The following is a 24,664-nucleotide window of genomic DNA, read 5'->3' as shown; positions in this document are numbered from 1 at the left end:
GTAATCTCGGACTGATGCTAACAGTCCTCCCCTCCGCGTTGGGAGTTTAAAATGATCCCGTCCGCGCCCATTCCGCCGCTGCCTCCCCCGCAGCTCCGCCGGTCGCGAAACAGGTGCCCATCACACGGATGGAGGCCTGCGCTTCATGGTCCGCGGAAAGGCAGCGCCCGGCCACGAAAAGTCCGGGGATGCCACGCGCTTTCAGGCAGCGCAGGGGGATGCCCGCCGGGCGGTTGTCCCTGGGGTAGCGCAGCTTCGGCCCCTTCACCGTTTCACGCAGTTCCATCGGCCAGGTTGCCAGCGCGATCTCATCGTTGAACCGCCGTCCTTCCAGCAGGTCCTCCGCGGCCAGCACATATTCCCCGATCCAGCGGCGGCTTTCCCGCACCCCGGCGCGGACCGGCCACTGGCTGATGTAGGCCTCCCTCCACCCGTCGCTGCTGCCGGAGAGAAAGCGCAGCACGTCCGCCGCGATCTTCCGCCCCCCGGACTCCAGTGAGGAAAGACACCGTGGGTCCAGAGGATCGTATCCGGAGACGGACTCCCCACCCGTGAGATCCAGCGAGCCGAAGATCTCACCCGGCCTGCCGGATGCGCGGAAACTGAGGCCCATCGCGGACTTCGGCAGCATTCCTTTCCGCACCCCCTCGACGATCCACCCCGCAGCCTGGAGCCGTGCGGCATCGTCGAAGCCCGGCATGCCCTGGATGCCGAAGACATAGGCGGGCCTCTGCAGTCCTGGGCTCTCCGTCATTTCCGCGCCACCGCCGAGAAAGCCAGCCACCACCGCATCTCCGGACGCATCCACCAGCGCGGTCGCGGAAATGTCGCGCACTCCGCCGCGCCCGCCCACCGTGACGTGCCACTGGCCGCCGTCCCGCCGGGCCGCGAGAACCTCCGTGTGGAAAAGGGTTTCCAGCGATGCTTCCGCCGCCGTGATCTCATCCGCGATCCTCACGAACTCCACCGGGTGCTGCGGCAGCACGTCCACCCGTCCCATTCGCAGGGGACCCAGACCGGTCGCGGCCATCATCCTCTCCGCCATCTCCGTGGCGAATCCGGGATTGGCCAACACCGCTCCGGATTCCTCCCGCAGCAGGTACAGCCCGCAGAATGTATGGACCAGGGAGGCGGTGCCCATGCCGCCCAGATAGCCGTACCGCTCCAGCAGCAGCGTGCGCGCGCCGGTCCGGGCCGCGGTCACGGCGGCCGCCAGTCCGGCGCTGCCACCTCCCACCACCAGGACATCATGGAGGCTGCTCATGGGGAGGTCTTCGAGGAAATGAGGGCGGCCAGCGAGCGGGGGGTCGAAAGGTTTGCCCGGGTCATGTCTCCGGGGCCCAGGATGACCCCGAACTTCTCCTCTGCGGCGACCACCATCTGCATCACCGCCATGGAGTCCAGTCCCGCGGAGAACAGATCTCCGTCGGCGGGGAACCCATCGCCCAGCTCCACCATGCCTTCCTCGTTCAACCAGTCGATCACCTCCTCCGGACTCATGCGCGGAAACCGTGGAAGCTCCCCATGGGCAAGTCAATCATGGACGGATGTATGTTCGATGATGGTCGAACTTTTCGGTTGAGAGTCGCAGGGCCGCTGTTACGGTCCCGCCCGAAACCGCATGCACCTTCCCACCTCCGACAGCGGCTCCACCTCGCCGGAAAAGGCCACGCTGAAATCCTGGCTCGCCGTCCTTTCCGTCTCTCTCGGCGCGTTCGTTCTCGTCACTTCGGAGTTCCTTCCCATCGGCCTGCTGACGAACATCTCCGGCGCGCTGGGCGTCTCCGACGGGGTGGCGGGGCTGATGGTTTCAGTCCCCGGCATCGTCGCCGCATTCGCCGCGCCCGCGCTGACGCTCCTCGCCAGCCGGGTGGACAGGAGGGTGCTGCTCCTTTCCCTGATGGCGCTGCTCGCCGTCTCCAGTTTCATTTCCGCCATCGCTCCGGATTTCAAGGTCATGCTGGCGGCGCGGGTGTTGTTCGGCATCAGCCTGGGAGGATTCTGGAGCAACGCCATCGCCCTCGGCGGCCGCCTGGTGCCGAAGGCGTCCATGGTCCGTGCCACCACCATCATCATGGCCGGCATCTCCATCGCCACCGTGGCGGGTGTGCCGGTGAGCAAGGTGGTCGCGGACTTCCTGGGATGGCGCACCGCATTTTCCGTGATCGGCGGGGTGGTCCTGCTGGCCGGTGCCGTCCAGTGGTGGGCGCTGCCAAAGCTCCCGGCGCCGAAGGCCCCGGGCTTCCTCCAGTTCACCCACCTGCTGCGCCACCCGGACGCGCGGCTGGGACTGGCGACGGTGGCGCTGGTCATCGCGGGCCACTTCGGGGCCTACACCTACGTGACCCCGTTCCTGAAGCAGAACCCGCAGATGGGACCGGGCCACATCAGCTCCCTGCTGCTCGCCTTCGGCGTGGCGGGCATCGCCGGGAACTTCATTGGTGGAGCGGCGGCGGGCAGGAACCTGCGGGGGACCATCGGCGTGGTCATCATCCTGCTGGCGGCCTCCATCATGCTGCTGCCATCCACCGGCATGAATGTGGCCTCGACTTCCGCGCTCATCCTCTGCTGGGGCCTGGCCTTCGGTGCGGTGCCCATCGTTCTCCAGCTATGGGTCTTCAAGGCCGCCCCGGAAGCCATGGAAGGAGGGGCCGCGCTGCTGACCTCCACCTTCCAGGTGTTCATCGCACTCGGTTCCGTGCTGGGCGGCCAGGTTGTGGACCACCACAGCGTGTCCTCCGTCATGTGGTGCGGGGGCGGGGTTTCCGCGCTCGCCATCCTCATCGTCCTCATCTCGCGCCACCAGCCCGCAGGAAAGGAAGCCGACGCTCCGGAAGCCTGTGGGGGGTGAGGGGAGAGGGCTGCTTCAGAACTCGACGGTTTCCCCGAGCGCGGCGATCTCCACGCTTCCGCCGTGGTGCTTTCCGGCCAGCGCCTCCCGCAGCGCATGCGCGGGTTCATGGTCACCGTGCACCAGCCACACCCGCTTCTTCGGGCCGGTGGTGCGGTCGAAGTATTCCAGCAGCTCCGAATGGTCCGCGTGGCCGGAGAAGGAATCCACCGCCTCGATCTTCGCACGCACCTTGAACCTCCCGCCGAGGATGGGCACCTCCGGCTCACCATCCCGGATGCGCCTGCCCAGCGTGTTCTCCGCGCAGTAGCCGACAAAAAGGACCGTGGTCCTGCCGTCCGCGATGTTGTGCTTCAGGTGGTGCAGGATCCGTCCCGCCTCGCACATGCCGGAAGCGGCAATGATGATCGCAGGTCCCTTCAGGTCGTTCAACGCCATCGATGCGTTCACGGAGCGGATGAGCGTCAGATTCTCGAAACCGAACGGATTCTCCCGCTGGAAGAGCTGCTCGTACACCGCCTCGTTGAACGAGTCCGGGTGCAGGCGGTAGATCTCCGTGGCACTCACCGCCAGCGGGCTGTCCACGAACACGGGCAGGCCGGGGATTTCCCCCTTCTGGAAAAGATCATGGAGCACATAGAGGATCGCCTGCGTCCTCTCCACGGCGAAGGCCGGGATGAGGATCTTCCCGCCGCGCTTCACCGCCTGCCGGATCACCTCACCGAACTGGTCGCCCACTCCGGGAGGGGCTTCGTGCTCGCGCCCGCCGTAGGTGCTCTCCATCAGCAGGAAGTCCACGTCCTGCACCGCCACGGGGTCCCGCAGCACCTCGCTGCCGCCACGGCCCACGTCTCCGGAGAAAAGGAAACGCTTTTTCTTCCCGTCCGCCTGGTCCGTGATCTCCAGCAGCACCTGCGCGCTGCCCAGGATGTGGCCCGCATCCACGAAGGTCATCGAAACCCCGTCCGCGATGAGCATCGGGCGGTCATAGCCGATGGTCACGAACTGGCGCAGGCACCGTTCCGCATCCTGCTCGCTGTAGAGGGCGGGCACCGCGTCCAGCCCGTCGCGCAGGCGGTGCTTGTTCAGCCATTCGATGTCGCTCTTCTGGATGCGCGCGGAGTCCGCGAGCATGATCTGGCAGAGGTCGCGCGTCGCGTTGGTCGCGTAGATGTTGCCGCTGAAACCCTTCGCGCACAGGTTCGGCAGGTTGCCGCTGTGGTCGATGTGGGCGTGGGACAGCACCACGCAGTCGATGTCCGCGGGATTGAAATGGGGGAAGCAGCAGTTGATGTCATACGCGTCCTTCCGCCGGCCCTGATAGAGCCCGCAATCCAGCAGGATGCGCTTCCCGTTGACCTCCAGCAGATGCTGCGAACCGGTGGTGGTGCCCGCGGCACCGCAGAATTTGAGTTTCATGCTTCAATACGAACATCGCGCCCCTTGCAGGGCACTTCAAGTCCGGAAGGCATTCCTAACGGTCTTCTGTTCGGATGCCATTCCCGGGATGAAGGATGATGACAACTGATTCCACTGATTTGCTGATTCAGGCAGAAGAATCCGCCTCCGATCTAGCTCTGATCCCGACTCACATCGGTTCTTCTGGAATCAGTGAATCAGTGAAATCAGTGGTATCGAATGTTTCCGATATCTCGCTGATTCCGAATTACGGGGAAGGCATTCCCTCAGTCCAGTTCCAGCGAAAACACCAGCGAGTCCCGGCCGCTGGCCTCGAACTGTTCACGCCGCTTCTCCGGCAGATCCTCCACCGTGGCGGCGCTGTAGCCCAGCCGGGTTGAGAAGAAATCCGCCGCCCTGTTCGTCAGCGCGAAGACGCGCGGGATCTTCCTTTCCCGGGCCATGTCCTCCGCATGCCGCACCAGCTCCACGCCGTAGCCCCGGCCCTCGTGCGCTTGCTTCACATACAGGCAGGCCACCTCCGCGGTGTCTTCCTCCCGGTACTCATGCAGCGCCACACAGCCGACGACGTTGTCGTCGATGGTCATGACGCGGAAGTCGTTGATCTTCGACTGGAGGTCCTCGTACGTGCGGGCGACCAGTTTCGTCCTGCGCACGCTGCGGCCGATCATGCCCAGCAGTTCCGGAATGTCCTCCTCCCGCAGCGGGCGGATGATCCGGTAGCTGTCCGCGTGGATCATGGTGCCCACGCCTTCGTTGGAGAAAAGTTCGTCCACCAGCACACCCTGGCGGCGTCCGTTGAGCACATGCACCCGGGGGATGCCGCGGTTGCACGCTTCCGCCGCGGCGTGGAGCAGTTCCACTCCCGGGCCGTCCGTCTGTTCCGTGAGGGCCAGCGCATCCGCCGCGCGGATGGCATGGGCCGGAGCGCCATTGATGAGCAGCGCTTCCTCCAGAAGGGCGATGACCTTCGTCACGCCGATGCCCTTGGCGAAGTCCACCACCGCCGGCGCCAGCGGGCTGGTCGAGGAGGCGTCGATCACCACCGACTGGCCACGCGCCAGGATATCCAGCGTGTCCTTGACCGCACCCGGATCGGTGATGGGCTTCAGGACCCGCGCGGACATGATCTCGCACTCCAGTGTCCAGTCGTAGAGGTCCTTCAGGTCCCCGCCCAGCACGGCGAGCACCAGCTTCACCCCCAGATCCTCCAGCACGGCCAGATCCAGCAGCGTTTCCGCGATGGCAGGTTCCGGCAGCAGTCCGGCCTCGATGAGTACGAGGAAGGTCTTCCCGCGGAACTGGGGAATGTACTGGAGAACCTCGCGGACGTTGCTCTGTTGGGCCACTGCGCTTTACCTAGCAGATGCCCGGCCACCCGCAAGGGCGGATCGTGGGGGGATGGGGCGGGGGGACAGGGCAGCCTCATTTCGGGAATTCAACCGCGAATGAACGCGAATAGACACGAATGGAAGGTGGGCTGATGCCGTATTCGGGGTGGAGCGGGGATTCTCCGGTTGGAAGGCATCACCACCCGATCCTGATTCACGGTAAATTCGCGTCCATTGGTGTTCATTCGCGGTTCGGATTTCCTGGAACAAGCCGACAAACGTCCCGACAGTTCCAAAATGAGATGGGCTTGGGGCGGGGGAACTCTGCGGTTGTCCCGGGCGTGTCCATGGTGTTCGCTGGCGCATGCTGCAGCTCAACCCAGACCTTTCCGACCTCGTCTCCGATGCCACGAAGGGGCTGCTGGACCGCTTCAACGCCCAGGCCACGGTGACCGCCGCCGCACCCGGCCGGGTCAACCTGATCGGCGAACACATCGACTACTGCGATGGCTTCGTGCTGCCTTTCGCCATCGACCGCCATGTGGTCATCGTCGGAACGGCGAACGGAACACGGGAGATCCGTCTGGCCACCGCGCTGAACCGGCAGACTGTCATCATCCCTGCGGAGGAACCCGTGGAGCGAGGGGAACCCACGTGGTCGGACTATCTCCGCGGCGTCATCCGCGGCTTCCAGGACCGCGGCCATGTCATCCCCGGGTTCGATGCCTTCATCCTTTCCTCCGTGCCGGGCGGCGCGGGGCTTTCCTCCTCCGCCGCACTGGAATGCGCCATGGCCACCTTCCTCGAGGGGCTTCTCGACACCGTCCTGGACACGAAGGAAAAGGCGCTGCTCTGCCAGAAGGCGGAGCATGACTTCGCCGGGGTCCCGTGTGGCGTCATGGACCAGTTCGCCTCCGCCTTCGGCAGACCGAACCGGCTCGTCCTCATCGACTGCCGGTCGGAGGAACCGGAGCTGGTGCCCTTTGAAAATCCCGACCTCACCGTCATCATTTCCAACACCATGGCCCACCACGCGCTGACGGACGGCGGCTACGCCACCCGCCGGAAGCAAACGGAGGAGGCGCTGGCCATCCTGGGCAAGGCGTCATGGCGGGATGTCACGGAAGCGGACGTGCTCGCCAACTGGGAAGCCATGGGGGATCCGGTGAACCGCCGCGCCCGCCACGTGGTCAGCGAGATCGCCCGCACCGTTGCCGCAGCCGCCGCGCTTTCCCGGAATGACTTCGAAACGCTGGGGCCGCTCATGGCCGCCAGCCATGACTCCCTGCGGAATGACTTCGAGGTTTCCTGTGAGGAACTGGACGTGATGGTGGACATCGCCCGCTCCATCGGCCGCAACGGCGGCGTCATCGGCAGCCGGATGACCGGTGGCGGCTTCGGCGGTTCCACCGTCACCCTCTGCGAGTCCGGCAGGGCTGCGGAGATCGCCGAGATCCTGGCCTCCCGCTATGCCGAGGCCACGGGTATCCAGCCACAGATCTTCGCCTCCCGCCCCGCCATGGGCGCCCATCTGGTGGGCTGACGGGGAGTTGGGGGATGGAGGCCGGCGCATGGGTGGACGGCTGGACTTTTGCTTGCCACGCGGCGGGATTGGGGGAGACTGCGCGAAGTTCGGCCCCCTTGCCAAAAAGCACCGCGTCCGCATGCCCCGGTTTTTCGTCCCCACGGTTCTCCTCGTCGTGTCACCCTTGTCGGTGACAGGAGACCTGCGTGCCCAGAGCCCTGGGATGCCGAAAGTGACGGTTCCTACCGGGGCACGGGCACCTGCCCCTCCCACCGGGCAGATCCGTCCGCCGGAACCGGTCACCCGCACGGTCTATCCGTGGAAAACGCACGTCACCTCCACCATCTTCTGGATCGGTGAGCAACCCACGCAGAACAACCCCACGCCGAACTGCAAGTCGTCCTGGGATGTCGCCTGGGCCATCAACTTCGGCGGCTATGATGATCCGAACCCGGAGAACCGCATCGCCAACCACACCACCGGGGAGTTCCGCCCGAAGGCGTTCATCCCGAAGCTCAATCCCTTCTACATCGCGTTGCCCTACAACGACGTGGTCAACTACAACACCCACAAGCCGGAGGCTTCCCGGATCATTCCCTGGTTCTCCCGCATGAGGCCCCTGCCCGGAAAGACGGTCTGCAAGGGGAGGTGGATCCAGATTTTCCACAAGGGCCGCAGTTGCTACGCCCAGTGGGAGGACTGCGGACCGTGGGTCACGGACGACTGGGAATACGTGTTCGGCAACAAACCACCGAAGACCAAGCAGAACGGCGCGGCGGGCATCGATCTCTCTCCTTCCGTCAGGGACTTCTTCGGCCTCCGGTCCGGGGAAAAGGTCCACTGGCGCTTCGTCGAAGCCGGGCAGGTGCCCTACGGGCCGTGGAAAAAATACGGCAGCCAGGTCGCCGCGAATGATCCCGACATCGAGGCGCAGCGGAGATACCTGGAGTACCTCCGCAAGCTGCGGGATGAGGAATTCATGAAACGGCCGATTCCCCGCTGAGCGTGCCGGGGCATCTGCCCTCCCTCAGGAAATCGATGGTCTGCCGCACGGCCTCCGGGTGGATCTGGATGAACGTGTGGTCCGCATCCACCACCGAGAAGCCCTTCAAGCCGTCCACCCGTCCACGGTTTGACGAAACAATGCCGTCGTTGTCCTCATCCAGCAGCCGCCGGAAAAAGGGGATGGAGGACCGGTTGCCCATGATGACCAGCGCTTCCTGATCCTGGCGGAGGCCGGCGAGCCGCGCCTGCAGGGCGTCGCTGGCCAGCGCCCTCGCCGCGGAGGAAAGGAACGGGCGGAACATCACCCTGCGTGACGCCCAGTCGATGATCTCACTGCCGGAACTGGGGGGAGCCATCATCACCAGCCGTCCCGCGGCCCAGTGGTGTTCCCGCTCCAGCAACATCCGGGTGACGATGCCACCCAGGGAATGGGTCACGAAGTGGACCCGTCCGCCCTCCGCGAAGCCCGCCACCTGGGCGTCCACGTGGTCCAGGATCCAGTCCAGTGGCTTCACCAGCGAGGGATAGGGGAGATTCAACGTGGAGAAACCGGCCTGCTGCAGCTTCCGTGCGAGGGGGTTCATCGCCCTCCAACTGCGTCCCAGTCCGTGGAGCAGAACCACCTTTTCCGCGCCGGTCTCCGGACCCCGATGGGCCTGGCGGTCCCACGGCAACGGAGGAATCAGCATCTCCACCCGTTCCTGGAACGGGGCTGGGGTTCGGTGGCGCATGGAGGATTCTGGCACGGATCGGCGGATCCGCCAGCATCTTCCCAGGAAGGTGGATGGTCCGGAGAACCAAATAAATCACCGGATCAACCGAATGCGGCCCATTCTTCTTGACTCGGTGGGCCGGTTCCTCCACAACGCCGCCCCCAAACGAACCTCAGACCTGATTTTTCCCATGGCCAACGCACAAGTCATTCTCAAAGAAAAAATCGAAGGCCTTGGCGCAGAAGCCGATGTCGTCAAAGTCCGCGCTGGCTATGCCCGCAACTTCCTGATCCCGCAAGGCAAGGCCTATGAGGCCAGCAAGTCCAACCTCCGCCACCTCGAGGCCCTCAAGTCCGAGCGCGCACGCCGCGAAGCCGAAGAGCTTTCCGCCGCCCAGGAAGTCGCCACCAAGATCTCCAAGCTGAAGCCGAAGTTCACCCTCTCCACCGGCCAAGGTGGCAAGGCGTTCGGCTCCGTCACCAACATCGACATCCACAAGGAACTCGAAGCCGCAGGCATCGTCATCGACCGCCACGCCATCGAGCTCGAGAAGCCGGTCAAGAAGTCCGGCAAGACCGAAGTCGAAATCCGCCTGCACCCGCAGGTCACCGCCACCCTCGTCATCAACGTCGAGGCTGGTGAGGAAGAGGAAGCCGAAGGCTGATCCCTCCGGAAGATTGAATTTCAGAAAGCCCCGGTTGCGCATGCAGCCGGGGCTTTTTCTTTGGTAATATCCGGGCCTCACCAGGACCGGAGCGCGGACTTCAGTCCGCTTGGCTTCGCAAGCGCATCAAGCTCCGGAAGGGGCTGAATTCCCGTTCCAAATGGCTCAGACAATCCCCTGGCGCAGCGCCTTGGAGACGGCTTCCGTCTGTGAGCGGACGTGCAGCTTGCGGTACACCGCACGCAGGTGCATGTCCACGGTGTGCTGGGAGATCGAAAGTTCGTCGGCGATCTCCTTTTTGATGAGTCCCCGGACCAAGTAACGCAGCACATCCTCCTCACGGGCGGTGAGCTGCTCGATCTGCTGCACCGGGCCATGGTTCGCGAAACCCTGGAGGATCATTTTGGCCAGTGAACCGCTGAGCGCCGCGGCTCCGTTGATCACCTCGCGGATGCCGGAGATGATCTCATCCGGGTCCGCCGTCTTGAGAAGATAACCCGCCGCCCCGTTGCAGATGGCGCGGTAGACCCGCTCACGGTCGTCGAAGGAGGAAAGGATCACCACCTTCACATCCGGCAGGGCGGTGCGCAGTTCCCCCAGCACCTCCAGTCCGTCCCTGCGGGGAAGGCCTAGGTCGAGGAGCATGATGTCCGGACGCTCGTTGCTGAAGCGCAGCTTGTCGAACAGATCGTCCGGGTGGTTGAAGTGGTAGGGGCACTCCATGTCGTCCTCGGCATTGAGCATGCGCCGCACCTGCTTGGCGAATGCCTCATGATCTTCGAGGATCCAGATCTTGGCGGTGGTTTCAGGCTTGCTCATGATGTTGCGGAGGTGGCGATGAGGAGGGAACGCTTGACGGTGAGGCGGATGCTGGTGCCCTTGGTCGGGATGGACAGGATGTCGAGCTGGCCGGCCAGCGCGCGCGCGCGTTCCTCCAGCTTGTGGACGGGAGAGGTGCGGGAGGCTGAGTTGGTGTCGAAGCCCACCCCGTTGTCACACACCTCCATCAGCAGGTTGTCATCCTGGTCCCAGAGACGGAGGGAAACGCGGGTTGCCTTCGAGTGCTTGAAGATATTGTGGATCGTTTCCTTGTAAAACAGGAAGAGGTGGCGCTTCGCGTCCAAGGACAGCCGGGTCGCCGTTTTGCAGGAATCACAGTCCAGGTTGTACTCCACATTGCGGAGCAGGCGGTTGGCTGTGTCCCGCATCCGCTGCACCAGGTCTCCGATGGAGTCGGCCCGTTGTTCCAGCAGCCAGACGATGTCGCGCATGGCGAGCGAGCTTTCGCGGGCGATGACTTCCAGTTCGCCGAGGTCCTCCGCGACTTCCTCCGGTCCGTGCAGGCGCACGAGATCCTTGCGTGCCGACCGGGCGATGAGCGAGATGCTGCCTAGGTTGCTGCCGATGTCGTCGTGCAGGTCGGAAGCGATGCGCTTCCGGAGTTTCTCAAGGTGGTTGCGGTTGATCAGGCGGCGGCGCTCCACGATGAACACCGGAATCAGGAACGTCAGTCCGAGCATGATGGCGGAGCCCCAGGTCGCGTTCAGCTCGCTCTCCGCGGCGCTCGCATGATAGATGGGGGTGAGGCCCTGGAGCTCGTGTTCGAGATGGAGGCGTTCGTGGAGTTGGTTCAGCCAGGTGGAGACCGTCAGGGTCTGGCGGTCCGCACAATAGCCGTCCGTCAGAGTGGTGATCTCCGTTTCCTGTCCGGCATGGGTGCGGGTGACGGGCCTGTTGGCCACCAGGTTCTTTCCTTCGGACCGCACCTGGATCTCCGAGAGGCCCTGGATCGAAATCTCCCCCATGCGCCACGGGGTCACGGCGGTGATCCTGACACCCTTGCCCTGCATCCGGTGCAGCGGGATGACGAGCGGGGTGGGTTGGGAGGAACCGGGGATCGGGTTGCTCCACTGGATGACCTTGGGAGGTCCATCCTCCTGTTCGATCTCAAAAGTGATGGAGTCCGGAAGGATCAGGGTATCGACCATCTGTGAAACCAGATGGGGGAAGAGAACGATCCGGTCCAGAGGGGCGGATTCCTCCAGTTCCAGATTCCACGACACCGTCGGATCTTCCTGGGTGACCGGCACCGCGTCGCCGTTCCTGGAGGTGGTGGTGCCGCTCTGCCAGATTCCCAGAGGGGTCCGCCCATCCGTGAGATATTCCGGAGCCCATATGCCCGGGATGTCGAGGACTCCCTGGCCGGTGACCTTTGCTCCGAACGAAACCGGATCACCGTCCGAAATGGCGATGAACTCCGACAGCGCGAAAATATCGCCGCCGCCCTGCATGTGACCCTGATGGACGGTCAGGCGGATGTAACGTGCGGAAGCACCACGCGCGGCGAACCGGATCATCCGGCTGTTCTGCCCCTTGTAGGCATCCGTGCCCGACGTGAAGAGAATCATCCGCTGGCCGAAGTCGGCACGGTTGGAGAGCTCGATCGTGAACCGGCGGGGGAACAGGCTCGGTCCGCGTATGGAATCCCGCTGGGAGGGTACCAGGTAGAGGGTGTCGAGGGAATATTCCTTTCCCAGATCCATCACCACCGAAGGGTCGGGATCGTCCGCCTTCAGCCGTCCGGCACGGAAGCCCAAGGCGGTCCGGAACTTCTCATCGCCGTAAGTCGCCAGCGTGCTGAGCCGTCTCTCCAGCCAGGTCACCCGCTCCTCCAGTTTGACCAGATCCTTGTTGAAAGCGCGGGCCAGATGTGTGATCGGGTGGAACGTCTGGGCCACCTCTGCGGCTCCACCCTGCTGCGCGGATAGCAGCATGACGGCAAGCGAAAGCAGACCGGTGAGGGGGTGAAGTCGGATCAGGGGAATCATCCAGCGTTGAAACTTCCGGCCATATTTGGGGGTAAATTCGCTCAGTTATCAATATTTTTTAATAAATGGCCAAAGTTGATATCCCGAGAAATGCGTATAGCTCTCCTGTCGTGGAAGTTTCCTCGAGAAATTTTAGATCTTGGAAAGCAGCCGTTTGACGGAGTCCCGTTTCAAACGGAGTTCCCGCCACTCGTTGACCAACCGGCTTGCCTCGATGATCCCGCATCCAGCCGGAAGGAGGACTTCGTGGGCATTCCACCAGATGCCACGGATGGCCACAACGGCGTCGAAGCGCTCTCCGTCCCAAACGCCGAACGGGGCTCCGAACTGCTCCGGACAGCCGAGCCGGCTCCTCCATTGCTGCAGCAGGCCGAGCGTTTCCTTCGTCCGGGGAAGCGGGCCCAGCGCCGGGGTCGGGTGCAGCAGGTCCACCAGCTTGGAGGGCGTTTCCTCTCTATCGAGGTCGATCCCGATCAGGGTCAGGAAGTGGACGATGGTACCGACGTCGAGGATCCTGCGTTGCTGGCGGACGGGATGGCCGAGGTTCTGCAGCTTGGAGACCAGCGTCTGCGCCACGTATTCGTGCTCGCGGATCTCCTTTTCATCCACCGCGAAGACCTCCCTGTCTTCCTGTTTGGCGGTTCCTGCCAGTGCCATGGTTTCCAGCCGGGATCCCGAAAGGGACAGCAGAAGCTCGGGGGTGGCACCGGCGAAGCCACTCCCACCGTCCACCCATCCGTACGACCGGAGCGGCATGACCTGGCGGGTCATCGCCGCCATGATGGCGGGGCCCGGGTTTTCCGCCGTCCCCCGTTCCACGACCACAGGCACCGTTTTTTCGAACAGTCCCCCACGGATGGCCTCCATCACCTCTTGGAACACGGTGGAGAACGGTCCCGCGTCCGGCGCATTCCATTCGCAATGGAACGGAGTGACCGGGAACCGTGTCCGGAACTCCTCCAGCGGAAGGCATTCCGTGGCCGAGGGAAGCTTCCATGCCCCACCGGCCGGTGTGGCGAAATCACGGATGTAGAACGCGGGCTGGCCACGGGAAATCTCCCGCACTTCCTGAAAGGGGCCGTGGCCGACGATCACGCTTTGATCGTCACGGGCGAGCCACGCCATTGAGTTTGAGATGTCCTCCATCGGCAGGCGGTGACGCTGCTGGAGCATCCGCGCCCCGGCAAGCCCGCGTTTCAGAATGCGTCCCGGATCCGGTTGACCCTGGGGCGTCCGCCGTCCTCCAGATAGACTTCCATGACGTCGAACCTCCACGGCAGATCCCGTCTGCCCAGGCGGGACAGCCAGGCATTCGCGCCGCGCTCGATCAGCTTCCGCTTGGTGGCGTCCACGGCGTCATAAGGGCGGATGGGGGTGCCCTCACGGCGCGTTTTCACCTCGATGAACAACAGGAGGTTCCCGTCCCTGGCGACGATGTCCACCTCCCCGCCGCCGCGTGCGCTGAAGTTTTTCGCCAGGATCCTGCAGCCGGCCGCGCGCAGCCACGCAGCCGCCACCTTCTCCCCGAAGGCACCCATCCACGCGTTGCTCCGGCGGGTGCCGTCAGCGGAGGTCAAACGGCAGCGGCAGTTGAGCGACGGGCTGAAACGAGAAACGATGATGGCGGCAAGGGCCGTGAATACGGAGCGCTTCAAGGTGGTCCTTCGTGCCATATCCCTGGTGCCGGGCAAAGCCGTATTGGGGGAATTCTTCGTGCAGGGATCCCATCAGCTCGTCCCGCGTCACCTTCGCGATCACGCTGGCCGCGGCGATGGAAAGGCAGAGGCTGTCGCCCTTGACGATGCCCTCATGGGCGAACGGAAAGTCCCGCACCGGCAGCCCGTCGATGAGGCAGTGGTCCGGTGCGGCGGTCAGGCCCTCCACCGCCCTCCGCATCGCCAGATGGGTGGCCCGCAGGATGTTGAGCGAGTCGATCTCAGACACCTCGGCCATGCCGACGCTCCACGTCACGCGTGAATCCCCGGTCAGTTCCCTGTAGAATTCCCGGCGCTTCTGGGCGTTCAGTTTCTTGGAATCGTCCAGACCCTTGCAGCGGAACCGGGCCGGCAGCACGACCGCCGCCGCGGTGACCGGACCTGCCAGAGGGCCGCGTCCCGCTTCATCGATGCCGGCGATGACCAATCTCCCGGCCTTCCGGTGTCTGTTCTCAAACGATAGGTCGGGCACGCGCCCGTCTTACCATCCAGCGGAGGTCCGCTGCAACGCCATGTGTCAGCGTCCCTGGTTTTCGAGCTGTTTCAGGTATTGCCCGGCGGCGGGTTCTCCCAGGGCGGATGCCTCGCGGAGCCATTTCACGGCCAGGTCCATGTTCTTTCCGGTTCCTTTGCCGAAGGCATAGCAGACGCCCAGGCCGGTCATGGCGCGGGGGTCCTTCGCCTCGACGGCCTTCTGGAAAAGGCGGAACGCATCCGCTTCGGTCTTCCCGGGCACTTCTCCGTTGAAATATTGGTAGCCCAGCTCGGCCATCGCCCTCGGCTGCCCGAGATCGGCGGCCTTCTGCCAGAGGGAGATCGCCTTCGCGTTGTCGCGTTCCCCGGCGGTTCCCGCAGAGTAGTGGATGCCCAGGTTGGTCATCGCCTCCGGCACGCCCAGATCCGCGGCCTTCGTCCACCATGACATGGCGAGCTGGATGTCCTTCGCCTGGGGGTCGGAGTTGTAGTATTCGCCCAGCCGGCTCATCGCCAGCGGCTCGCCCGCCTCCGCGGCCTTCGTCCACCACCCGGCTGCGGCTTTCTTGTCCTCGGTGACGACGATCCCGAAGTCATAGCAGTTCCCCAACCCCAGCATCGAGCGCGGGATTCCCAGCTTCGCTCCGGCCTCGAACCAACGGTAGGCGAACGCCTGGTTTTTCGTGGTGCCGTCGCCCTGCCAGTAGGCGGCGCCGACGATCTCGATGGCCCGTGGATGTCCGGCTTCCGCAGCCTTGAGCATTTCCTTGAATGCGCGCTCCTTTGCTGAAGCGGGGGCGGCATCGTCTTCGATGATCTTCGCGGCGGAAGCGACCGCGGCTTCGGCCTCACGGGCCGCCTTCTCCTTCGCGGCCTTTTCCTCTTCGGCCTCCTTCATCGCCTGCATGCGGTCGCGCTCCGCGGCGGCCTTGTCCAGGGCGGCCTTCTCCACGGCCAGCCGTTCCTTTTCGGCAAGCTCCTTCGCCTGCCGCTCTTTCGCCGCCATCGCGGCTGCCGCCTTCTCCCTGGCTGCCGCTTCCGCGCTGGCGAGGCGGTCCTTTTCCGCCTGCTCGGCGGCGGCTTTCTCACGGGCCAGGCGTTCTTTCTCCGCCTGTTCGCTGGCGGCGGCGTCATTCTTTCCGGAGTCAGGCGCGGTGCCTTGGGCGGCGGAACCTCCCGTTGGCCGGGGAGGGGAGGAGAGCTTGGTGTAGGCGAAATAGCCGCCTCCACCGGCCAGAAGGAGCGCCACCGCGGCCGCGGCGGCGATCTTCGGCAGTGGTGAAGATCCTCCGGTGGAGGGTGGTCCGGACCGGGCGGCTGGTGCGGGGCGGCCTGGTGGGGTGGCCTTCTCCGCGGTGGGAGCTTCCGCAGGCAGAGAGCCGAGGAAGCCGGTGGCGATCCGGTCGCAGGCGGCCGCGGCGGTGGCGCCATCCCCCGTCAGTGCGGCCAGCGCGGCCATGGCCTCCGCATCCTGTCTGTCCTCCGGCTTCAGGAGGGAAAGGAGGATGGCGTGCAGATCGGTGAGGTCCTTCGCGGGGGAGCCTTTTTTGCCTGGCTTGGGGAGCTGGATGTCGAGGTCCGTCCACGGCCCGTTGAAGCGGATGGTGCCGCTGGAAAGGTTGCCATGGAAGCCTCCCTTCGCATGGATCTCCGCAAGGTCCTCCGTGAGCCGCAGGGCGATCCAGCGGACGATGGTCCAGCCCAGTGCGCCTTCGAACGCGGCCAGCGAGTCCGGCTGCGGTCCATTTGATTCGTTGCCACGCCCTTTCGCTCCCCGTGGTGGCACGGAGGGGGCGGGGGCGGGTGGCTCATCACTCATCGGTTTTTTCGGGCCAGCACGGCTGTTTTCCCAACTGTAGTCCAGAGGTCAAGGACTGTCAGCCCCGCCTTGGGGATTGTCGCGGAAGTATCCACCCGCCCCGGGGGGCTGAGGATCATCGCGGTCACTGCCTCAGTGCGTCGATGGGGTCGAGGCTGGCGGCCCGGCGCGCAGGATAGATCCCGAAAATCACCCCGGTGAGCACGGAGATGCAGACGGAAAGGATCACCGAAAGCGGCGTGATGACCGTCGGCAGATTCGTGACGGACGAGATGATGCTGGGAATCGCCACGCCGATGACGATGCCGACGATGCCTCCGGTGAGGGAGATCACCACGGTCTCCACCAGGAACTGGGAGATGATGTCCTTCCGCTTCGCCCCCAGCGCGCGCCGGATGCCGATCTCCCGCGTCCGCTCCGTCACCGTGGCCAGCATGATGTTCATGATGCCGATGCCGCCGACCAGGAGGCTGATCGCCGCGATCGAACCGAGGATGATGTTGAACAGCTTCTGGGATTCCCGGGCCTGCGCGAGCAGCTCGAGGGGGATCTTGATCATGTAGTCCTTCTGGCGGTGGGAGGATTCCATCAGGGATTCGATGCCGGCGCCGACTTCGCCCACGCGTTCCGTACTCCGGGCACGGACGATGAGCGTGTCATACTCCGTGCGGCTGTAGCCGAAGGAAGAGATCCGTTTGCGGGCCGTTGTGATGGGGAGGTAGAGGACGTCTTCTTTCCCCGCGTTCGCCCCGGAGGCCTTGTCTTCCTCCTCTTCGTCTTCGGCGCCCGGACTGTAGGTGCCGAGGATCGTGTAGTAGTCGCCCTGGATCCGGACGGTCTTTCCGGTCACTTCCCCGAATGGGAAAAGCTTCCTCCTCAGGGCGGGGGAGAGCACGCAGACCGGCACTGCCCGGGCGGTTTCCACCGAGGTGAAGAACCTGCCGTCCACCCGCTGCAGGTTCCTGACGGATGGCAGATCATCCGTGGATGCCAGGAGGATCGCCCGCCGTTGGGAGCTGGGGCTGGTCACTTCCTCGCTCTTCTGCGCTTCCGGGTGGACGAAATCGACATGGGGGACGGTCCGCAGGATGCGGTTGCGGTCGGATTCGTTGAGGCCGTACTTCTGCCGCCACTTCGGAATGGACAGCAAGGCCTTCTGGGTCGCCGGATCAGCCGGGGGTTCCAGGCTTTCCAGGATGATGTTGCTGCTGCCCAGCTTGGCGATCGAGCGGCTGGCCTTCTGCGAGGCCCCTTCTCCCACGGCCAGCATCGCGATGACCGACCCGACGCCGAAAACGATGCCCAGCATCGTCAGGATCGAGCGGACCTTGTGGAGGAAGAGGTTCTTTACCCCGAGGGAGAAGACGCGATGGAAACGGAGGAGCAAGTGTCAGATGGGGATTTGTCGGAAAGCAGGGATTCCTACGTGCGGCGCATGGCTGGATCTGTCGCGGGAAAGGGATGGGGATTTCACTTTGCGGTGGCCTGCGCCGCTTCCCGCATCTCCTGGGTGACGATCTCCTGCCGGTGGATTTTCCCGTCCCGCATGTGGATGATGCGGTCCGCACGCAGCGCCACGTGTTCGTCGTGGGTGACCATGACGATGGTGCGGCCTTCGTCGTTGAGCTGGTCGATCAGGGCCAGCACATCTTCTTCGGTGGAGGAATCCAGGTTGCCGGTCGGCTCGTCGGCGAGGATCAGCAGCGGGTCGTTGACCAGCGCGCGGGCGATGGCCACCCGCTGCTGCTGGCCGCCGGAGAGTTGCTTCGGGCGGTGGTTCAGGCGGCCGTCCAGCCCCACCAGTTTCGCGAGTTCCTTGCAGCGTGCCAGTGCCTCCGGGGTGTCCCGGTTCTGATAGAAAAGGGGAACCTCGATGTTCTCGAGAACCGTGAGCTGCGGAATCAGGTTGTAGGACTGGAAGATGAATCCCAGGCGCTGGCCGCGCACGTGGGACAGTGCGTCGTCATCCAGCAGTGCGACGTCATCCCCGCCCAGGAAGTAGGATCCGGCGCTGGGGCGGTCCAGACAGCCCAGCAGGTTCAGCATGGTGGACTTTCCGGAGCCGGAGGAACCCATGATGGCGACATGCTCGCCCGGCATCACATCCAGATCCACTCCGGCGAGGGCATACACATCGGCCTCCTCACCGAGGTGATAGACCTTCTGGAGTCCACGGATGGAAATGACGGGATCCGGCATGGGAAAGGAATCACGGTGACCGCAGGGGGATCAACCGGGCTTCACCGCGGTGCCCGCTTCCGCCAGGGTGTTCTTCTGGACGGGACCCGGGGGAAGGTTCTTCTGGTTCTTCGGGGAGGCGGGGGCTTCTTCCTCCGGCTTTGCTTCATCCTCCTTCTTCTCAGGAAGCTCGGTGGTGCGCGGGGGGGCCAGTGACACCAGGTCACCCGTCTCGAGACCCTTGGTGATCTGCACGAAGTCGTTGTCGAAGAGGCCGATTTCGACCGGAACCGGATTCAGTTTGCCATTCTTCTGGAGGAAGCAGATCTGGCGGTCACCCACACCCACGACGGCTTGCAGGGGCACCTTGATGACATCCTGCAGCTCGGCGATGAGGACATCCACCCGGGCGGTGATCCCCGGCTTGATGTCGGGGAGCTGGTCCTTCACCAGCACCTCGGCCTTGTACACGCGGTAGTTCGGGTTGCCGTCCCGCGAAGGTTCCGGCATGGAGGCCACGGACGTGACCTCACCCAGGAAGCGCTGGTCCGGAAGGGCGTCCAGATTGATGAAGGCGCGCATGCCGGCCTTCACCAGGCTCACCTGGTTTTCGTAAACGTTGATCATCACCTTCATCCGGGAGACGTCCGGAAGGGAGATGAGCGGCTGGCGCTCGCGGACGAGGATGCCTTCGCCGATGGCTTCACTGCGGAAATCCTCGCTCTTCTCATACACCACCAGACCGGACTTCGGCGCACGGATCATGGTGTATTCCTTGGAGGAGCGGAGTTCCTCCAGCTTCACCTTGCGCAGGTCGAGCGTTTCCTTGGAGGAGGTGAGCTGCAGTTCCGCCTTCTCCACCTGGAGCTGGTTCTGCTTGCGGGTCCGCTCCAGCTTGATGTTCGCGTTCTCCAGCGCCAGGTCCAGTTGCTGGATCGAGCGAGGGTAGTCGAACTCCAGCAGCAGGCGCCGGTCCTCCACCGCGGTGGCCAGTTCGATCTCCCGGCGCTTGGCGGCCAGGGTGTCGGTCACCAGTTCGGTGGGGTTCACATAGCCCTTGGCCTCCAGCTTCTTCGTGCCGGCCAGGCGGTCCTGCGCCCGGCGGAGTTCCTCCGTGGCCAGGGAAATGGTCGTCTCCGCCTTCTTGCTGAGCTGGGGCCAGTCGCCATCGACGTATTTCGCGCGGTCCTGGGTGGCCAGCTTCACCGCCAGCTCCGCGTCACGGAGTTTCAGGGAATTGTCGCTTTTCAGGACCTCCACCCGTTCTTCCTGTTCGGAATAGGCGAAAACCGCCTGTTGGTAGGCGATCTCCGCCAGTGAGAGCTGGTCCTCGATTCCGTTGGAATCCAGTTCGATCAGCAGGTCGCCCTTTTTGACGACGGTGCCTTCCTTGATCAGGGAAATGATTTCGGTGCGGCCGGGCACCAGGTTCCGGACAGTCACCCGGTCCACCGCTTCCAGCGCCCCACCGGTGGGCAGGGAGATGGTGAAAGGACCGCGGGCCACTTTGTAGAAGGAAGCCGCGGCGGTCTCATGCGTTTGCTTCCCCGGAACCACCGACCAGATGCCCGTCCCGACCGCCAGCACCGCGACCGGAATGAAAAACTTCGGCCGTTTGAGGGTGTGGAGGATGGTGGTAGGGAATTTCATCAGGAACGGGGTCGCGTTTCCAGAAAGAGTTCCTCGGGCGTGATGAGCCTCTCGGATCCGGCGGTGTCTACGGGGGTGAATTGGGGTTCCTTACTTTTAATTTGGGGAAATGGAGGATTTTTCACCCAAAATTGCGGTAGGGCGGGATCGAAGATCCCCATGTTGTAGAGGAGGTTGAGACGGGTGAGGTGGTAGTCCACCAGGGCGGAGGTCACGGCGTTCTGGGCGGTGAGCTGGTCGTTCTGCGCATCCAGCAGGTCCCGGGTGGAGGCCCGGCCCGCGTCCAGCAGCATGTTCGCGCCATCCACCCGCTGGTTCGCCAGCTTCAACGCGTTCTGCTGGATGCCGTAGGTCTGGCGGGAAAGGTCCAGGCCCCTCAGGCCGCTCCGCAGATCCCCGTGGATGGAGTCGAGGGACTGGGAAAGCTGGCGGAGCTGCCGCTCGAAATCGATCTTGGTCCGGCGGAATTCATTCCGCGCGGCGAGGTTGTCGATGGGCAGGTCGATGTCCAGGCCGATGCGGCTGTAGTAGGCGTCCGCGTCGAAGTTCGAGTAGCTGCGGGAGCCGTTGTTGGTGTCCACGTCGATGCCGGCGAAAAGATCGACGCCGGGTTTGAAGGCGTCCGCAGCCACCGTGATCTTCCGCTTCGCATCCTCGAAGCGGTCGATCTCGTTGAACAGGTCGAGCCGGTGGTTGACCGCGACATGGAAGGCGGGGTCCGAATCGAACGGGATGTGGGGGAGTCCTGCCTCCGCGAGGGATCTGAGGGCGGTGTCGTCCAGCAGCAGCTCCCCGCCCAGCGGCAGGCCGAGCGTGAGCTTGAAGTTGTCGACCAGATTCCGGTAGGAATTGGTCGCGCTGATGTAGCGGGCGCGGGCGCGCAGTTCGCTCTGTTTCGCCTGGTCGAGCTGGAACCGGGGAAGGCGGTCCTCCGCGAGCGCGCGGGCACGGTCCGCGAAGATGACCAGGTTCTGGTAGCTGGAGTATTCGTTCCGCACGCGGTCCTTTTCCTGGAGGATCCGGAAGTAGGCGCTGGTGATGTCGATGACGTTGCGCTGCTGGAACCGGGAGTAGGTGCGCACGGCGTAGGCGACGTTCCGCTCGCGCTGGGTGAGGTTCTCCGTGGCGATGGCGCCCCTGCCGCGCAGCAACGGCTGGGTCAACCGGGCGGAAAGGAAGCGGGTGGAGCCGTTGTTGCCGCTCCCGCCGAGGTAGAATTTGAAGATGTCCTGGGCCAGATCCACCGCCAGCGCGCCGCCGGTGATGAACACCTGGTCGAAGCTGGCGCCGGTGCCGATGGCGAGGTCCCGGGAGGTTTCGTCGTAGTTTCCGTTCGCATTCCTCAGACGGGCGGACTCCAGGGTGGCCCTGCTGCCCAGAGAGGTGAGCCGCGGCGTGTAGTCGTGCCGGGCACGGGTCAGATCGAGCGCGGCCAGATACAGGTTCTCCCGCTGGTTCTGGTATTCCCGGCGGCTGCGGACGGACAGGTCGATGGCTTCCGTCAGGGTGATCCTCATGGGCTCGCCCTTCTGGCGCTCGCGGACGATGATCTCCGGCTGGATGTAGTCCGGGTTCAGTTCCGAGTAGGGCGTGTCGATCACGACCGGCGCGGCCGGGGTGTCCAGCACCAGGTTCTGGTTGTGCTCGATGATGCCGCGTACCTCCGCGTCGGCGCTGCGGACGTAGTTGTCCGTCGAGCAGGAGGACAGGATCCAGGCGGGGGCGACCACCGCGGGGATGAACATCAGGGATTTGCCTGGAAGATGGAATGGCATGGGAAAAGCGTTCAGGGAAACGTGGCGGGAAGGCCTTCTCTTTCAGTGGAGCAGGCGGATGAAGTCGGTGATCGCCCCGTCCCTGCGGCGTTCCCGGCAGGCGAAAACGTGGCGGATCTTCACGCCGGGGCGGAGCGGAACGGCCTTGGCGGACGGCTTCACCAGCGCGGCGGGCGTGTCCGGCAGCAGGGCGATCCCGGACCCGGCGGAGACCATCAGGGCGACGGCCTGCGCCCGCGGTGACTCCAGGATGATGCGCGGCCTGAAGCCTGCGGCGGCGCACAGGTCGCGCACCTTGTCCGCAAAGGCGGGGGCGGAACTGCGGGAGATGGCGACGAAAGATTCCTCCGCGAGCGCGGGAAGGGCCACCGTCTTGTTCCCCGCCAGCGGATGACCGGAGGGCAGCAGGCAGACCAGCGGTTCCGACCGCCAGGGGATGAAGCGGATGCCCGCGGGCGGGTCGTCCGGCTCGATCCCCACGAAGCCGCCGTCCAGCCGCCCGTCGGTGATGGCGTCCAACTGGTCCTGCGGCGGCAGGTCGTGCAGGGTGATGTGGACCTGCGGATGCTCCGCGCGGAACGAACGGAACACTCCCGCGAGGTCATCGCTCATCACCGCGCTCACGAACCCCAGCCGGAGCCTGGAGATCTCCCCGGAGGCGCAGCGCCGCGCGGCCTCCCCGGCGCGCAGCAGGCGGCGGGGGATGTTACGGGTCTCCTCGTAAAAAACGTTCGCCGCTTCCGTGAGCGAGACTCCCCGCGGCTCGCGGATGAACAGCACCGCGCCGATCTTTTCCTCCAGCGCCTTCACGTGGCGGGAGAGCGGTGGCTGCGCCAGATGCAGCCGGCGGGCCGCCCGTGTGAACGACCGTTCCTCCGCCACCGCGATGAAGCATTCCAGTTCCCTCAGGGAGTAATCCATACCGATATGGTATATCAACGCGACGAAGGTGGTATTTTTATCATGTCTGGAAAAAAGGATGATGGGCGCATGGCCATCAGCGACACCATCAAACAGGGTGCCATCCGCGCACCGCACCGCAGCCTCCTCCGTGCGACGGGCATGATCCGGTCCGAGGAGGACTGGGGGAAGCCCTTCATCGCCATCGCGAACTCGTTCGTGCAGATCATCCCGGGGCACGCCCACCTGGACGTGGTGGGGCGGAAAGTCCGCGAAGCCGTGCGGGAGGCGGGCGGCGTGCCGTTCGAGTTCAACTGCATCGGCGTGGATGACGGCATCGCCATGGGCCATGGCGGCATGCGCTACTCCCTCGCATCGCGCGAGATCATCGCGGACAGCATCGAGACGATGCTGCGCGCCCACTGCTTTGACGGCGTGGTGTGCATCCCGAACTGTGACAAGATCGTGCCCGGTATGATGATGGGGGCGGCCCGCGTGGACATCCCTGCCATCTTCGTTTCCGGCGGTCCCATGAAATCCGGGCGCAACCCCTCCACGGGCGAGTCGCTCGACCTCGCCTCCGTGTTCGAGGCGGTGGGCAGGTTGTCCTCCGGGAGCATCAATGACCGCCAACTGGAGGAGATCGAGAAAAACGCCTGCCCCACCTGCGGCTCCTGCTCCGGCATGTTCACCGCGAACTCGATGAACTGCCTGTGCGAGGCGCTCGGCCTCGCGCTGCCGGGCAACGGCTCGATCCTCGCCACGGATCCCGCCCGCGACGAACTTTTCCGCAAGGCGGGCAAGGCGATCATCCGTCTGGTGCGGGACCAGGTGAAGCCGTCCTCCATCCTCACCCGGGAGGCCTTTGAAAACGCCCTCGCGCTGGACATGGCGATGGGCGGATCATCGAACACCATCCTCCACACCATCGCCGTGGCGAAGGAAGCGGGCGTGGACCTGACGATGGCGGATTTCAACGCGATCTCCGCCCGCGTGCCGCATCTCTGCAAGGTGGCTCCTTCCGGAAAGCACTACATGGAGGACATCGACCGCGCGGGCGGCATTTCCGCGATCCTGAAGACCCTCACCGGAAAGCCGGGCATCCTCCATGAGGACGCCATGACGGTGAGCGGCCTCACGCTGGGGGAAAGGATCAGCGTGGCGGAGGTGAAGGACGCGGAGGTGATCCGTCCGCTGGACAACGCCTACTCGGAGAAAGGCGGGCTGGCCGTGTTGTTCGGGAATCTGGCGCCGGAAGGCTGCGTGGTGAAGGCGGCGGGGGTGAGCCCCGCCATGCACCGCTTCACCGGCACGGCGGTGGTTTTCGATTCGGAGGAGGACGCCCAGCGCGGCATCCTGCTGGGGACCGTGAAGGCGGGGGATGTGGTGGTCATCCGCTATGAAGGTCCACGTGGAGGACCGGGCATGCGGGAAATGCTGGCCCCCACCGCGGCCATCGCCGGGCGCGGCCTGGGCGACAGCGTGGCGCTCATCACGGACGGCCGCTTTTCCGGGGCGACCCGCGGCGGCGCCATCGGCCACGTTTCCCCGGAAGCGGCGGCGGGCGGGCCCATCGCTCTGGTGGAGCAGGGGGACCGCATCGAAATCGACATCCCCGCACGCTCCATCACCCTGCTGGTGGATGAGGCGACCCTGGAAGACCGCCGGAAACACTGGACCCCGCCGCCTCCGAAGGCCCGGTCAGGGTATCTGGCCCGCTACGCCGCCATGGTCGGCAGCGCCAGCACGGGAGCGGTACTGCAGGTGCCGTAGCAACTGGAACCGTAGCTGCGGCGTCCCGCCGCAGCCACAGCCTG

Annotated in this window: 21 protein-coding genes; 5 read left to right on the top strand and 16 right to left on the bottom strand. The window is 64.7% G+C overall.

Annotated elements, in window-relative coordinates; all coding sequences use genetic code 11:
- Nucleotides 1-46 precede the first annotated feature (46 nt).
- Nucleotides 47-1,264, bottom strand: a complete 1,218-nt coding sequence (locus OVA24_RS15725; RefSeq protein WP_267670893.1) for an FAD-dependent oxidoreductase — start codon at nucleotides 1,262-1,264, stop codon at nucleotides 47-49.
- Entirely contained in the window at nucleotides 1,261-1,500 is a 240-nt protein-coding gene (locus OVA24_RS15720) for an acyl carrier protein (RefSeq protein ID WP_267670892.1), read from the bottom strand. Before OVA24_RS15720 ends, OVA24_RS15725 begins: the two co-directional genes overlap by 4 nt.
- Nucleotides 1,501-1,621: 121 nt before the next feature.
- On the opposite strand from OVA24_RS15720, the gene OVA24_RS15715 reads away from it, so the two are divergent.
- Nucleotides 1,622-2,851 (top strand): MFS transporter, encoded by a 1,230-nt coding sequence (locus OVA24_RS15715; protein WP_267670891.1) that lies wholly within the window; start codon nucleotides 1,622-1,624, stop codon nucleotides 2,849-2,851.
- 15 nt (nucleotides 2,852-2,866) lie between these two features.
- On the opposite strand, the gene OVA24_RS15710 is transcribed toward OVA24_RS15715, so the two are convergent.
- Nucleotides 2,867-4,270, bottom strand: a complete 1,404-nt coding sequence (locus tag OVA24_RS15710) for an MBL fold metallo-hydrolase RNA specificity domain-containing protein (protein ID WP_267670890.1) — start codon at nucleotides 4,268-4,270, stop codon at nucleotides 2,867-2,869.
- A gap of 266 nt (nucleotides 4,271-4,536) precedes the next feature.
- On the bottom strand, nucleotides 4,537-5,619 hold the full coding sequence (locus OVA24_RS15705) for a GNAT family N-acetyltransferase (RefSeq protein ID WP_267670888.1): 1,083 nt from the start codon (nucleotides 5,617-5,619) through the stop codon (nucleotides 4,537-4,539).
- A gap of 346 nt (nucleotides 5,620-5,965) precedes the next feature.
- On the opposite strand from OVA24_RS15705, the gene galK reads away from it, so the two are divergent.
- Nucleotides 5,966-7,144 (top strand): galactokinase, encoded by a 1,179-nt coding sequence (galK, locus tag OVA24_RS15700; protein ID WP_267670886.1) that lies wholly within the window; start codon nucleotides 5,966-5,968, stop codon nucleotides 7,142-7,144.
- Between the two features lie 121 nt (nucleotides 7,145-7,265).
- Nucleotides 7,266-8,129, top strand: a complete 864-nt coding sequence (locus tag OVA24_RS15695; RefSeq protein ID WP_267670885.1) for a hypothetical protein — start codon at nucleotides 7,266-7,268, stop codon at nucleotides 8,127-8,129.
- On the opposite strand, the gene OVA24_RS15690 is transcribed toward OVA24_RS15695, so the two are convergent.
- Nucleotides 8,104-8,862: an alpha/beta fold hydrolase gene (locus tag OVA24_RS15690; protein WP_267670884.1), complete on the bottom strand. Its 759-nt coding sequence runs from the start codon at nucleotides 8,860-8,862 to the stop codon at nucleotides 8,104-8,106. The two genes, OVA24_RS15695 and OVA24_RS15690, sit on opposite strands and share 26 nt — an antisense overlap.
- Before the next feature lie 172 nt (nucleotides 8,863-9,034).
- Between OVA24_RS15690 and rplI the strand changes: the two genes are divergently transcribed.
- The gene (gene rplI, locus OVA24_RS15685) at nucleotides 9,035-9,508 is read left to right on the top strand and encodes a 50S ribosomal protein L9 (RefSeq protein WP_267670883.1); all 474 of its coding nucleotides are present in this window, start codon (nucleotides 9,035-9,037) and stop codon (nucleotides 9,506-9,508) included.
- 165 nt (nucleotides 9,509-9,673) lie between these two features.
- Here the strand turns inward: rplI and OVA24_RS15680 are convergent, their stop codons facing one another.
- The 11 genes from OVA24_RS15680 to OVA24_RS15630 form a co-directional block, all read right to left on the bottom strand.
- Entirely contained in the window at nucleotides 9,674-10,327 is a 654-nt protein-coding gene (locus OVA24_RS15680; protein WP_267670881.1) for a response regulator, read from the bottom strand.
- Nucleotides 10,324-12,336, bottom strand: coding sequence for a histidine kinase (locus OVA24_RS15675; RefSeq protein WP_267670879.1), 2,013 nt, complete (start codon nucleotides 12,334-12,336; stop codon nucleotides 10,324-10,326). Before OVA24_RS15675 ends, OVA24_RS15680 begins: the two co-directional genes overlap by 4 nt.
- Before the next feature lie 132 nt (nucleotides 12,337-12,468).
- Nucleotides 12,469-13,509 carry a chorismate-binding protein gene (locus OVA24_RS15670; RefSeq protein WP_267670878.1) on the bottom strand — a complete coding sequence of 347 codons (1,041 nt, stop codon included), beginning with the start codon at nucleotides 13,507-13,509 and terminating at the stop codon, nucleotides 12,469-12,471.
- A 23-nt stretch (nucleotides 13,510-13,532) separates the two neighbouring features.
- The gene (locus OVA24_RS15665) at nucleotides 13,533-13,913 is read right to left on the bottom strand and encodes a YraN family protein (protein ID WP_267670876.1); all 381 of its coding nucleotides are present in this window, start codon (nucleotides 13,911-13,913) and stop codon (nucleotides 13,533-13,535) included.
- On the bottom strand, nucleotides 13,900-14,523 hold the full coding sequence (locus OVA24_RS15660; protein WP_267670874.1) for a ribonuclease HII: 624 nt from the start codon (nucleotides 14,521-14,523) through the stop codon (nucleotides 13,900-13,902). The genes OVA24_RS15665 and OVA24_RS15660 overlap by 14 nt, the downstream gene beginning before the upstream one ends.
- A gap of 45 nt (nucleotides 14,524-14,568) precedes the next feature.
- On the bottom strand, nucleotides 14,569-16,344 hold the full coding sequence (locus OVA24_RS15655) for a tetratricopeptide repeat protein (protein ID WP_267670873.1): 1,776 nt from the start codon (nucleotides 16,342-16,344) through the stop codon (nucleotides 14,569-14,571).
- A gap of 124 nt (nucleotides 16,345-16,468) precedes the next feature.
- Nucleotides 16,469-17,731, bottom strand: a complete 1,263-nt coding sequence (locus tag OVA24_RS15650) for an ABC transporter permease (protein WP_267670872.1) — start codon at nucleotides 17,729-17,731, stop codon at nucleotides 16,469-16,471.
- Nucleotides 17,732-17,814: 83 nt separating this feature from the next.
- Nucleotides 17,815-18,543, bottom strand: a complete 729-nt coding sequence (locus tag OVA24_RS15645; RefSeq protein ID WP_267670871.1) for an ABC transporter ATP-binding protein — start codon at nucleotides 18,541-18,543, stop codon at nucleotides 17,815-17,817.
- Between the two features lie 30 nt (nucleotides 18,544-18,573).
- Nucleotides 18,574-20,172, bottom strand: coding sequence for an efflux RND transporter periplasmic adaptor subunit (locus OVA24_RS15640; protein WP_267670870.1), 1,599 nt, complete (start codon nucleotides 20,170-20,172; stop codon nucleotides 18,574-18,576).
- On the bottom strand, nucleotides 20,172-21,947 hold the full coding sequence (locus OVA24_RS15635; protein WP_267670869.1) for a TolC family protein: 1,776 nt from the start codon (nucleotides 21,945-21,947) through the stop codon (nucleotides 20,172-20,174). Before OVA24_RS15635 ends, OVA24_RS15640 begins: the two co-directional genes overlap by 1 nt.
- 42 nt (nucleotides 21,948-21,989) lie before the next feature.
- Complete coding sequence (locus OVA24_RS15630; protein WP_267670868.1) at nucleotides 21,990-22,868, bottom strand: LysR substrate-binding domain-containing protein; 879 nt, start codon at nucleotides 22,866-22,868, stop codon at nucleotides 21,990-21,992.
- A gap of 42 nt (nucleotides 22,869-22,910) precedes the next feature.
- Between OVA24_RS15630 and ilvD the strand changes: the two genes are divergently transcribed.
- On the top strand, nucleotides 22,911-24,620 hold the full coding sequence (gene ilvD, locus OVA24_RS15625; protein WP_324287865.1) for a dihydroxy-acid dehydratase: 1,710 nt from the start codon (nucleotides 22,911-22,913) through the stop codon (nucleotides 24,618-24,620).
- The last annotated feature ends 44 nt before the right edge of the window (nucleotides 24,621-24,664 follow it).

This window comes from Luteolibacter sp. SL250 (assembly GCF_026625605.1).
Lineage (GTDB): Bacteria > Verrucomicrobiota > Verrucomicrobiia > Verrucomicrobiales > Akkermansiaceae > Luteolibacter.
This window is presented reverse-complemented; position numbering and strand designations above follow the sequence as displayed.